Below are 12,335 nucleotides of genomic sequence, written 5' to 3'. Positions count from 1 at the left end.
CACACCTCGCATTGCGCGGTCCACTCAATGCACTAAACTGCTCGATCAGGGAAGGAATTCCATTTCGGGAGGACGTTATGGACGCCAGCGTTTCACAGGCTGCGGAGCAATTCGGGCTCAACGCAGACCAGCGCGCCATTCAGGAAATGACGCAGAGCTTCGCCGCCGATCGCGTCGCCCCGCACGCACTCGACTGGGACCGTGAAAAGTATTTTCCCGCCGATGTGGTGCGCGAGACCGGTCCGCTGGGGTTCGGCGGCATCTATGTGCGCGACGATGTCGGTGGCTCGGCGCTCGGCCGGCTCGACGCGGTGCTGATATTCGAGGCCCTTGCTGCCGCCTGTCCGGGCTTTTCCTCTTTCATCTCCATCCACAACATGGCCGGATGGATGATCGACACATTCGGCAACGAGGAACAGCGCCAGCGTTTCCTGCCGAAACTCACCTCGATGGAATGGCTCGCAAGCTATTGCCTGACCGAACCCGGTTCCGGCTCTGATGCCGCCGCCCTCAAGACCAAGGCCGTCAAGTCCGGCGGCGACTACGTGCTGAACGGCACCAAACAGTTCATTTCGGGTGCTGGCGAAAACGACATTTATGTCGCCATGGTGCGCACCGGCGAAGACGGTCCCAAGGGCGTTTCCACGGTCGTCGTCCCAAAGGATGCGCCCGGCCTTTCCTTCGGCCCGGCCGAGTTCAAAATGGGCTGGCACATGCAGCCGACCCGCCAGGTGATCTTCGAGGACTGTAAGGTGCCTGCCGAAAACCTTCTGTCCAATGAGGGCGCCGGCTTCGGCATTGCCATGGCCGGGCTTGATGGCGGGCGTCTCAACATCGCCGCCTGTTCGCTGGGTGGCGCCCAATCCGCGCTCGACAAGGCCCTTGCCTACACGAGCGAACGCGAGGCGTTCGGCCAGGCTATCAATCGCTTTCAGGCGCTCCAGTTCAAGCTTGCCGACATGGAAACCAATCTGCAGGCCTCACGGATGATGCTCTACACCGCCGCAGCCAAGCTGGACGCCAAGACATCGGACGCCTCAAAATGGTCGGCCATGGCCAAGCGGTTCGTCACCGACACCTGTTTCGAAATCGCCAACGACGCGCTCCAGCTGCATGGCGGTTATGGATATCTGCATGAATACGGCGTCGAAAAACTGGTGCGCGACCTGCGCGTTCACCAGATTCTCGAAGGCACCAACGAGATCATGCGCCTCATCATTGCAAGGCATCTGGTCGGCCGGAGCTGATCCCGCCGCCGAAACCGCATCGCCGCTCCCGGGAGGAATATATGGCAAGCATCGCATTCATCGGTCTCGGCAATATGGGCAACCCCATGGCCGCCAATCTCGTCAAGGCAGGGCATACGGTACTGGGTTTCGACCTTGTCACGGAAAATCTTGAAACCGCCACGCGAAACGGCGTCACGGTCATGGCCAGTGCCGCGGCGGCGGTGAAGGATGCGGACGTCGTTATCACCATGCTGCCTGCCGGCAAACACGTGCTGTCCGTCTATGCCGACATTGCTGCTAAGGCCCGCAAGGGTGCGCTCCTGATCGATTCCTCCACCATCGATGTGGAGTCAGCCCGCAAGGCGCATGACATTGCCTCCGAGCACGGGCTTCTTTCCATAGACGCGCCGGTGTCCGGCGGCGTGGGCGGAGCGGAAGCAGGCACCCTCACCTTCATGGCCGGCGGCTCGGCGGACGCATTCGCCAGGGCCAGTCCGATTCTCGAACCGATGGCGGGGCGCGTCGTCCATTGCGGTGATGGCGGCGCCGGTCAGGCCGCGAAAATCTGCAACAACATGATCCTCGGGATTTCGATGATCGCCGTGGGCGAAGCCTTCGTTCTGGCCGAGAAGCTCGGCCTTTCCCATCAGGCGCTGTTTGACGTGGCCTCCACATCCTCGGGCCAGTGCTGGTCTCTGACAAGCTATTGTCCCGTGCCTGGTCCGGTGCCTGCCTCCCCGGCCAACCGCGATTACAAGCCAGGCTTTGCGGCAGCCTTGATGCTCAAGGATCTGAAACTGGCACAGGAAGCCGCCCAGAGCGCCGGCGCTGCCACTCCGCTCGGCGCGGAGGCCACCCAGCTCTATACGCTGTTCAACGCCATGGGGCACGAAGGCTCCGATTTCTCCGGGATCATCAATTTCCTGCGCGGCAAGCAAAGCTGAAAATATAGAATGCCGGCAAAAAAAAGCGATTTTATACTTCGCGCTAACTTCCCGGTAACCATGAGCGGCTAGAAATGACGTCGAGGCGGCTTTGAAGCCTCCCCGACGCCGGATCAGGTCTCGCGTACCGGTACGGGAACTCTTCGCAGTGTTGCGTAATGGCGAAGAGAAGTATTCGAGTGATGTAAAACCGCGTCTCTTCCCGCCCGAAGACACGCGGTTTTTCCTTGTTGGATCGTCAGCTTTTACGAAGCTCCGCTTCGGCCTTATCCAATGCCACAGAAATACGGTCGCAGGCCATGTCGATGGTTTCGCGCGTCCAGATCAAGGGTGGTGACAGGATCATCGTGTCTCCAACGGCCCGCATCATCATGCCGCCCGCGATAGCGTGGTCGCGCACGCATGAAGCGGCGGCCCCTTCACCGGGAAAACGTTTGCGGGCTTCCTTGCCCGAGACGATCTCGATTGCCGCCATAAGGCCGAAGGAACGCACTTCGCCGACAATACCATGGTCGCCGAGGCGCGCCTGCAATGCTTCGGCGAGATAAGGGCCAGTGTCGGTGCGCACACGCTCTACCAGCCCTTCCCGCTCGATGATTTCCAGGTTCTTCAGCGCCACCGCACAGGCTACCGGATGCCCCGAATAGGTGTAGCCATGGAAGAACTCTCCGCCCTTTTTGACCAGCGTTTCGGCAATCCGATCACCAACCAGAAGTGCTGAAAGCGGCTGATATCCGGACGTCAGGGCCTTGGCTGTCGTGATCGTGTCTGGCTGAAGACCGAGCCGCCTGGCAGCAAACCACTCGCCCGTACGGCCATAGCCGGTGATCACCTCGTCCAGCATCAAGAGCACGTCATATTTCCGGCAGATGCGGTCGATCTCCGGCCAGTAGCTTTCCGGCGGGATCTTGACGCCGCCCGCGCCCATCACCGGCTCACCGATGAAGGCTGCAACGTGCTCCGGCCCAGCCGCGAGGATTGCATCCTCAACTGCCTTGGCTGCGCGCAATCCGAAATCATGGTCGCTCTCGCCCGCTTCCCTCAGATCAAACGCATAGGGCGGCATCACGTGGTCGATGTTCGGCACGGCGCCATAGAGCTGCCCGTGCATGGCCCCCATGCCGCCAAGCGACGTCGCCGCAACGGTGGAGCCGTGATAGGCCCAGTTGCGCGAAATGATGCGGTTCTTTTCCGGCTTGCCCTCAAGTGCCCAATAATGCCGCACCAGCCGCAGCGCCGTGTCATTGGCTTCCGAGCCGGACGACCCGTAAAAGACCTGATTGATGTTCTCCGGCGCGATCTCCGCCAGCTTCTGCGAAAGCAGCACCGGTGAAGGCGTCGAGCAGCGAAAGAAGGAATTGTAATATGGCAACTCCTTCATCTGTTCATAGGCCACTTCGGCCAGCTCATCGCGCCCGTAGCCAATGTTCACGCACCAAAGGCCGGCCATCCCGTCGAGGATCTCGTTGCCCTCCATGTCATAGACGAAAGGCCCATCGGCACGGGTGATGATGCGTGAACCGGCGGCCCGCAAATCCTTGTGGTCGGTGAATGGATGCAAATGGTGCGCAGCGTCCATTGTCTGAAGCTGCTTCAGCGAAAAATTCTGATAGGTCATGAGTTTGGCCTCTTCTGCTTGAAATGATCCGGCAACGCCGGAGCCTCGTTCAAACAGAAGCCGGAGGCGAATATCCGATGCGCGCACAAAGCCGCAGCAATTCCGCGTGCCGCGTACGCAGCGACGGTTTGGCCGCCGGCAAGATGCCATGTTCGTGGGTCGCACGGTGCTTCATGAGGAGACTCTAGCCGCACACGACTGCGCTGTTCAAGCAGGATTGCCCGTACCGCCCCACCCGCGCGGCGGCGAATATGTCGCATCTCTGACGCTACAGGTCGCCAGCCCTGCCGTATCCCGCCGATCTTGGCTCCATCATCGAGAATGTGCAGCAGTCACGAAGGATGCCCATGACGCAGGACCTCGCAACCGCTGATCCCGGCTCCGCCCGCTCGAGGCGCGGCGGGCGTGCCGCAAAGCGCGCCAGCACGTCACATTTCGAACAGCCCCCTTTTCGTCGCCTGGTCAACCCGTTCGAGCCCACGCGCATCGTTTCTGAAGACCAGCTTGAAGCCATACATCTGGCCTCGCTACGCGTGTTGAGCGAGATCGGCGTCGAGGTGCTTCATGACGAAGCGCGCGCGATCATGAAAGCCCATGGCGCCGATGTGCGCGCCGATACCCAGCGCGTTCATTTCGATCCCGCTTTGATCCTCGACTACATCGCTCATTGCCCATCCGAGTTCGAGGTCCACGCACGCAACCCGGCGCATAATCTCCATATGGGCGGCAACAGCCTCATTCTCGCGCAGATGGCGTCCGCGCCCAATTGCTCCGATCTCGACCGCGGCCGCAGACCGGGCAATCAGGAGGATTTTCGGAATTTCATCAAGCTCTCGCAGATGCACAACATCATCCAGTGCCAGGGGGGCTATCCGGTCGAACCCATCGACATTCACCCCTCCACCCGGCACCTGGAGTGCCTGCGCGACATCGCCACCCTGACCGACAAGGCCTTCCACATCTATTCGCTGGGGCGTGAACGCAATCTCGACGGTCTGGAAATTGCCCGGATCGTTCGCGGGGTCAGCGCCGAGCAGTTTGCCAACGAGGTATCCTGTTTCACCATTATCAACACCAACTCGCCACTCAGGCTCGACGTACCGATGATGGAAGGCATCATCCAGATGAGCCGCCACGGACAGGCCGTCATCATCACACCCTTCACACTGGCTGGCGCGATGGCCCCAGTCACCATCKCCGGTGCCGTGGTTGAGCAGAATGCCGAGGCTCTTGCCGCAATCGCCTTTGCGCAGATGGTCCGCAAGGGCGCTCCCGTCGGCTATGGCGGCTTCACGTCGAATGTCGACATGCGCTCCGGGGCGCCGGCTTTCGGCACGCCCGAATACATGAAAGCCCAGCTTCTGGGAGGACAGCTCGCCCGGCGCTACGGCATCCCCTATCGGAGCTCCAATGTCTGTGCCGCCAATACGGTCGATGCGCAGGCCGCCTATGAAAGTACTTTTTCGCTCTGGGGTGTCATTCAGGGCGGCGCAAACATGGTCAAACATGCCGCCGGCTGGCTCGAAGGCGGGCTGTGCTGCTCCTATGAAAAGATGATGCTCGACATCGACCTGCTGCAGATGGTGGCCGAGTTTCTGCAACCGCTCGATCTGTCGGAAGACGCGCTTGGTGTCGATGCCATCCGCGATGTCGGCCCAGGCGGACATTTCTTTGGCTCCCCGCACACACAGGCGCGTTACAAGACGGCCTTTTATTCTCCCATCATCTCGGACTGGCGCAATTACGAGACCTGGGCGCAGGCCGGCTCTCCCACCGCGATCGATCACGCCAACCGGCTCTGGAAGGAGCGGCTTGCCATGTACGAGCTTCCGCCGATGGAGGAAGCAATTCGCGACGAGCTTAACGAGTTCGTCGAGCGCCGTATCCGAGAGGGCGGTGCGCCTACGGATTTCTAGTTCCGATTCCAGTAACAGGTGCAACCTTATGAAATCCCATGCAAAAGCAGTTGTGATCGGCGGTGGCGTGGTCGGATGTTCGGTGCTCTACCACCTTGCCCGCGCCGGCTGGAGCGACGTCATGCTGATTGAACGCTCTGAATTGACCTCCGGCTCTTCCTGGCATGCGGCAGGCGGATTTCACACGCTCAATGGCGATCCCAACGTTGCGAAGCTTCAGGCCTATACGGTCCAGCTCTACCGGGAAATCGAAGAACTTTCCGGCCAGTCCTGCGGCCTGCACCTGACCGGTGGCGTCATGCTGGCCGACACGCCAGAGCGCATGGATTTTCTGCGCCTTGCCCACGCCAAGGGCCGCTATCTCGGCATAGAGACCGAGCTCATCACACCGTCTGAAGCCAAATCCATGTTCCCCCTCATGGACGAACGCCACTTCGTCGGCGCCATGTGGGACCCGGTCGAAGGCCATCTCGATCCCTCCGGCACAACCCATGCCTATGCGAAAGCCGCGCGGAAACTCGGTGCCGAAATCGTGCTTAGAAACCGAGTCACGGAACTCACGCAAACCTCTGACGGAACATGGAAAATTGCCACCAAGCAAGGCACGGTCGAAACCGAGCACGTGGTCAATTGCGGCGGCCTTTGGGCGCGCGAGGTGGGCCGCATGGCGGGCCTGGAACTGCCGCTTCTGGCCATGGAGCACATGTATCTCCTCACCGAGCCCATGCCGGAAGTGGAGGCTTTCAACCGCGAAACCGGCCGCGAGATGATCGGTGTGATCGATTTCAAGGGCGAGATCTACACGCGTCAGGAGCGCAATGGCATTCTGCTTGGCACCTATGAGAAGGCGGCGAAGCCGTGGTCGCCGCTCGAGACACCGTGGGATTTCGGCCATGAGCTTCTGGAGCCGGACATTGATCGCATCGCTCCTTCTCTTGAAGTGGGCTTCCGCCATTTTCCGGCGCTGGAAAACGCCGGCATCAAGCAGGTGATCAACGGCCCTTTCACCTTCGCCCCCGATGGCAACCCGCTTGTCGGCCCGGTTCAGGGTCTCACCAATTACTGGGTCGCCTGCGCCGTCATGGCCGGGTTCAGCCAGGGTGGCGGTGTCGGGCTTGCCCTTGCCAACTGGATGGTCGATGGCGACCCCGGATTCGATGTCTGGGGCATGGATGTCGCCCGTTTCGGCGAATGGGCAAGCCTGCGCTACACAAACGCCAAGGTGCGGGAAAACTATTCCCGCCGCTTTTCCATCCGCTTCCCCAATGAAGAACTGCCGGCAGCCCGCCCGGCGCAGACAACGCCGCTCTACGACATCATGGTGCGCGACAACAATGCGGTCATGGGCGATTCCTGGGGACTGGAAACACCCCTCTGGTTCGCGCCAAAAGACACCGAACCGAAGGATGTCGTCTCCTTCCGCCGGTCCAATGATTTTGCGCCTGTTGGGAAAGAGGTGCGCGCCGTGCGCGAGCGCGTGGGCATCACCGAGATCGCCAATTTTGCAAAGTATGAGATTTCGGGCACCGGTGCGCGGGCCTTCCTCGACCGTCTGATGACCAATCACCTGCCGAAGCCCGGCCGCATCGTCCTCTCTCCCATGCTCAACGAAGTCGGCAGGCTCATCGGCGATTTCACCATTGCCAACCGTGGTCCGAAAGACGGCATCGACCGCTTCATGGTCTGGGGTTCGTCAGCCGCGCAAATCTACCATATGCGCTGGTTCGAAAAGCACCTGCCGCCCGACGGCACGGTGCACGTCCATCGCTTCGACCAGACCCTTGTCGGTCTGTCGCTTGCAGGACCGAAATCCCGCGCCGTTCTCGAAAAACTGGTCGATATCGATATTTCGAAAGATGCCTTTCGCTTCATGGATTTCCGCGAAATGGCCGTCGCCGGCGCGCCCTGCATGGTCAACCGGCTCACCTACACCGGCGATCTCGGCTATGAAATCTGGATGCCGCCGGCCTGTCAGCGCCAGGTCTATACGGCGCTCAAGGGTTCGGGCGCCGAATTCGACATTGTTGATTTCGGCATGCGCGCGCTGCTCTCGATGCGGCTTGAAAAGAATTTCCCGACCTGGTTCCGCGAACTGCGCCCGATCTATGGCCCTTTCGAGGGAGGCATGGAGCGTTTCGTCAAGCTGGACAAGGGGGAGTTCATCGGCCGCGAGGCCGCCATAGAGGAGAAGCAGGAGGGACCGCGTCTGCGCCGTGTCTCCTTCATCGTCGAGGCCGAAGACGCCGATGTGATGGGCGACGAGCCGATCTGGGCGAAGGTCGGCGATCAGGATTTCGGCACCGTCGAACCGCCACACGGCTATGGCGCGCCCCGCTTCGATGAAGCTGGCAGGGAGATCGCCAAGGCCGGCACCAGCATGGTCGATGGCGCGTGGCGCGTCGTCGGCTGGGTGACCTCCGGCGGATACGCCCATTCGGTCGAAAAATCCATGGCGCAGGGTTATGTGCCGGCTGCTCTTTCCGACGACGAGACCACCGGCCTCTTCGAGATCGAGATCCTGGGCCGCCGCTGTCCCGCGCGCATCAATGTCGGGCCGCCCTTCGACCCCGCGGGTGAGAGAATGCGCAGTTAGGAGAGAAGCGCTGCTCGCAGCGACGCAACCGTTTCCGCGTCCGTTTTCCGGCTCGTGACATAAGGAAGCCCCAGTCGCCTCGCTGTCCAGCCGACGATACGCAGGCCATCGACACCAGGTTCGAAACGCTGTGCCAGCGCCCAGCTCCGGCAATCGACAGCACAGACATCCGCCCGCCCGTCCCGCACTGCTTTAAGCGAAGCGCGATGCCGACCCGTTTCAAGTGTTTCTGCAAAAAGATCAATGGTTTCATTGAACTCTTTCAGATCCTGAATCAGGGCGAGAAAGCCCGAGCGCGAGAGCACTTCATTATAGGCGAGGCGTGTTCCCCGCATGAGATCAAGCGGTAAATGCGCCCGCCCGTCTGCGGGCGCAGCGACGTCACAGCGAGCCACGCTCTTCCGCATCAGGATCACACTCGAATAATACGCCCCCTCACCGCCCTCATAGGCTGAATAATCCGGCTGCCCGATCACACACACATGCTCGGCCAGCCCCGCCTCCATCGGCCCCCAGCATGTCTGCGCCAGAAGCAGATGCGGGTTTCGCCAAAGTGCCTGCAGGTCACCGCTGCGCGTCAGGTTTTCTGGCGCATCGATGCCACGGGCGCGCAGCGCGTCGAGCCAGCTTCGCCATTGCGCATCGGTTTCATCCCGGCACTCGGGCCAGTCATACATGGGAAGGGCTGCAATCCATTCACTCATGCGCTTTTATTCAACGTCGCCAGTGCACAAGGCAAGCGCTCACTCCTTCACCGGCCTTGCCGGCACGGGCACTGTTCCCTGCCCGCCAATCCTGCGCCCATGCGCCCGCGGGCGAAAACCGCGCGAAGCTTCCGGCATGCGCCGCAAGACCGGATGCGGTACCGGCTCCTTGGCCTGAAAGGCGAAGTCCTTCAGAAGCGCCCAGTAACCGGCATAGCTGTAACCGCCATTCATGGCGAGCCACTCCGCCCGCCGCTCACGGTAGAGTGCGGGAAGCCGATACCACGGCACGCTCGGCATCTTGTGATGAACGAGATGCAGATTGTTGTTGAGAAACAGGAGCGATAACGGCGAGCGCTCAACAATGATGGTCCGCCCGTCCGGTCGTTCCGACCACTGATGCTCGGCAAAGGTGCGCAGCGAAATCAGCGATTGTCCGAGCCAGGCCGGCACGAGAACATAAAGCCACACCGGCATTCCGAAACCGTAGGCAATGATGGGCAGAACAACGGCCAGCCCCACCCCGTGCAGCAGCCAGGCCCTCCGCACACCGGGCGCATTCTCGCCGATCAGCCTCCATTCCGAAATCAGAAAGCCTGCATTCATGATTGCTGGCCCAAGCAGGAAACGCCCGATCATCGTGTTGTTGACTGTCAGGAGGCGCTGCGCCCAGACCGGCATTTCCTGATATTGCCAGAGGGCCCTGTAATGGCTCTCCGGATCCTCGAACGGATCGGTCAGCCGTTCGTCAGCATGATGACGCAGATGCAGCGCCTTGAACCGGCGATAAGGATAGACGAGCCCGATGGGCAGGAACACCAACGCTTCATTGATGGCAGAGGAGCGCGTGGGATGCCCGTGCAGACATTCATGCATGAGCGAACTCTGGAGCGCGATCGTCATTGTCAGGAGGGCCAGCGCCGCCAGCGGCCAGCCGGGCCACAGAGCAAACCCGGCCATCGCCCAGGCAGCATGGCAGGCGATGATCAGGGCAAAGGTCGGCCATTCCATTGCCGCGCGGCGTTTGCCCCGGCTTACGGTCGTCATACGCATTCTGTTCCGATTCCGCGCCMCCCCCGGTAGGCTTCATTGCCCGCCACAGCGGCGCTTGATTGATGCTGACAGAATCCTGTCAGTAGACGGAAATACACGCAATGCGAGAATGCGCACTATTCGTTGACAATGCGCACCAATCATATCAAGTGTTTACTTAAGTCATCGGATGTTTGAGCTGCAGGATGGACAAATCTGTCATCGACAAGCGTGATCTCTCGGGCACTTTCCGTGAGCGCCTGAAAACGCTGCTTCAACGCTCGGGTCTCAACCAGTCGGCCTTTGCTTCGGCCGTCGGCATAGACCGGTCCGCCCTCTCCCAGTTGCTCTCGGGTGCGTCCACCCGCCTCCCGCGCGCCGAGACGCTCATCAACATCGCCGCCGAACACAAAGTGTCGCTCGACTGGCTGCTGGGCCTCAGCCAGGACGAGGGCATCACCGGCGACCTGCGCGAAAGCCTCGAGATCGCCGAGGCTCAGGGCGGGTTCGACGACACAATGCTTGCGAAATGGCATGCCGAGGCTGTCGGCACCAAGATCCGCTACGTGCCCTCGGGCATTCCCGACCTCCTGCGCACTGAGGCTGTCATTCACTATGAAGCCGAGGCCATGCCGCAGCGCCGCGATACGCAGATCAGCGAGGCCCGGTATCGTGTGGACTATAACCGCCGGCCCGAGACCGACATGGAGGTCTGCATGCCCCGGCAGACCCTGGAGCTGTTCGCCAAGGGCGAAGGCGTGTGGCGCACCCTGCCCGAGCAGGTTCGGGCAGAACAGGTCATCCACATGGCGCGCCTGCTCGACGATCTCTACCCCACCTTCCGTCTGTTCCTGTTCGATGGTCGCCGCCGCTATTCCGCGCCCTACACGATCTTCGGCCCCTATCGTGCAGCCCTTTATATGGGTGGCATGTATCTGGTGATCAGCTCCACTGGCTCCCTTCAGCGCCTTACTCGGCATTTCGACGGGCTGATCCGCGATGCCGAGATCAATGCCCATGAGGCGGCCGGTTTTGTCAAAAGCCTTCGGCTTGGATGAGAATGGCGGATTGACGGACATAAAGATTTCTTTATATCCTTTCCCCATATCGAAGCCTCGCCCGAATGGAAGGCGCGCCCATGCAGTCCCAGCCCCTCGCGAACCCCATCGACGCGCTGCTTGCGGAACGGGGTGTTCTCCTCGCCGATGGCGCGACAGGCACAAACCTTTTCGCCATGGGCCTGGAATCGGGCGAAGCGCCGGAACTCTGGAACGAGCATGCGCCTGAGAAGATCGAAGCCCTGCACCAGGGCTTTGTCGATGCCGGCGCCGACATCATCCTGACCAATTCCTTTGGCGGCACGCGTCACCGGCTCAAGCTGCACAACGCACAGGACCGTGTCCACGAATTGAACCGCAAGGCAGCCGAGATCGCCTGCCGCATCGCCAAAAAGGCCGGACGCCGCATCATCGTGGCGGGCTCCGTCGGCCCCACGGGCGAGCTTCTCGTGCCGCTTGGCGCGCTCACCTATGAGGAAGCGGTGGACGCTTTTACCGAGCAGATGGAAGGTCTCAAGGCAGGAGGCGCGGAAGTGGCATGGATCGAAACCATGTCTGCGCCCGACGAGATCCGCGCGGCGGCGGAAGCCGCGATCCGGGCTGGCCTTCCCTACACCTATACCGGCTCCTTCGACACAGCCGGCCGCACCATGATGGGCCTTGCACCAAAAGACATTCACACCGTTGTTGACGACCTGCCCCAGGCGCCTCTCGCGGTCGGTGCCAATTGCGGCGTCGGCGCGCCCGACATTCTGGCGTCTTTGCTGGACATGACGGAAGCGCGGCCGGACGCCACAGTGGTCGTCAAGGGCAATTGCGGAATTCCGGAATTCCGAGGCACCGAGGTTCACTATTCCGGAACGCCCGAATTGATGAGCGAATATGTGCGGCTTGCCGTCGATGGCGGCGCGAAGATCATTGGCGGCTGCTGCGGCACCTCCTTCGAGCATCTGGCGGCCATGCGCACTGCGCTGGACGGACACAGGAAGCCCGCAAACCGTCCGGGCATCGAGGAGATCGTTGCCCGCGTCGGCCCCTTGCGCAACAAGGCGGCATCCGAAAGCGGCGCAGGCACCGGCACGCGCAGATCCCGGCGCGGGCGCGGTTAAGGGCCGCTGGACCAAACGAAAGCGGCTTGCCTGTCTGGCTGGTAGCGGTAAAAGCAATTCTTCGCCGAAGGCATCCTCCTTCCGCGCATGATTCCGGCAGGCGTTGAATGTTCCGCCCGCCATAAGGGGTAA

9 protein-coding genes are annotated in these 12,335 nt (G+C 61.3%); 6 read left to right on the top strand and 3 right to left on the bottom strand.

Translation table 11 applies throughout. The features are described from left to right. The first annotated feature begins 77 nt into the window (after window positions 1-77). Window positions 78-1,247 carry an isobutyryl-CoA dehydrogenase gene (locus tag HF949_RS11240; protein ID WP_292895260.1) on the top strand — a complete coding sequence of 390 codons (1,170 nt, stop codon included), beginning with the start codon at window positions 78-80 and terminating at the stop codon, window positions 1,245-1,247. Continuing rightward, the gene (mmsB, locus tag HF949_RS11235; RefSeq protein WP_441338403.1) at window positions 1,247-2,173 is read left to right on the top strand and encodes a 3-hydroxyisobutyrate dehydrogenase; all 927 of its coding nucleotides are present in this window, start codon (window positions 1,247-1,249) and stop codon (window positions 2,171-2,173) included. The genes HF949_RS11240 and mmsB overlap by 1 nt, the downstream gene beginning before the upstream one ends. A 238-nt stretch (window positions 2,174-2,411) precedes the next feature. Here mmsB and HF949_RS11230 read toward each other — a convergent pair whose 3' ends face one another. After that, window positions 2,412-3,791 carry an aspartate aminotransferase family protein gene (locus HF949_RS11230; RefSeq protein ID WP_292895254.1) on the bottom strand — a complete coding sequence of 460 codons (1,380 nt, stop codon included), beginning with the start codon at window positions 3,789-3,791 and terminating at the stop codon, window positions 2,412-2,414. Window positions 3,792-4,138: 347 nt separating this feature from the next. Here HF949_RS11230 and HF949_RS11225 point away from each other — a divergent pair, with 347 nt between their 5' ends. After that, complete coding sequence (locus HF949_RS11225; RefSeq protein WP_292895251.1) at window positions 4,139-5,707, top strand: trimethylamine methyltransferase family protein; 1,569 nt, start codon at window positions 4,139-4,141, stop codon at window positions 5,705-5,707. Window positions 5,708-5,735: 28 nt separating this feature from the next. Further along, window positions 5,736-8,300, top strand: coding sequence for a GcvT family protein (locus tag HF949_RS11220; RefSeq protein ID WP_292895248.1), 2,565 nt, complete (start codon window positions 5,736-5,738; stop codon window positions 8,298-8,300). Here HF949_RS11220 and HF949_RS11215 read toward each other — a convergent pair. Continuing rightward, window positions 8,297-9,004, bottom strand: coding sequence for a phosphate/phosphite/phosphonate ABC transporter substrate-binding protein (locus tag HF949_RS11215; protein WP_292895245.1), 708 nt, complete (start codon window positions 9,002-9,004; stop codon window positions 8,297-8,299). The two genes, HF949_RS11220 and HF949_RS11215, sit on opposite strands and share 4 nt — an antisense overlap. Window positions 9,005-9,043: 39 nt before the next feature. Then, window positions 9,044-10,057: a fatty acid desaturase gene (locus HF949_RS11210; protein WP_441338365.1), complete on the bottom strand. Its 1,014-nt coding sequence runs from the start codon at window positions 10,055-10,057 to the stop codon at window positions 9,044-9,046. A 185-nt stretch (window positions 10,058-10,242) separates the two neighbouring features. On the opposite strand from HF949_RS11210, the gene HF949_RS11205 reads away from it, so the two are divergent. Both HF949_RS11205 and bmt read left to right on the top strand, forming a co-directional pair. Beyond that, window positions 10,243-11,094, top strand: a complete 852-nt coding sequence (locus tag HF949_RS11205) for a helix-turn-helix domain-containing protein (RefSeq protein WP_292895242.1) — start codon at window positions 10,243-10,245, stop codon at window positions 11,092-11,094. 80 nt (window positions 11,095-11,174) lie between these two features. Continuing rightward, window positions 11,175-12,203 carry a betaine--homocysteine S-methyltransferase gene (gene bmt, locus HF949_RS11200; protein ID WP_292895239.1) on the top strand — a complete coding sequence of 343 codons (1,029 nt, stop codon included), beginning with the start codon at window positions 11,175-11,177 and terminating at the stop codon, window positions 12,201-12,203. Window positions 12,204-12,335: the final 132 nt, after the last annotated feature.

This window comes from Nitratireductor sp., assembly GCF_017794765.1.
Taxonomy (GTDB): Bacteria; Pseudomonadota; Alphaproteobacteria; order Rhizobiales; family Rhizobiaceae; genus Nitratireductor.
Note: the sequence above shows the minus strand (reverse complement) of the source record. Positions and strands in the feature narration are given on the sequence as shown.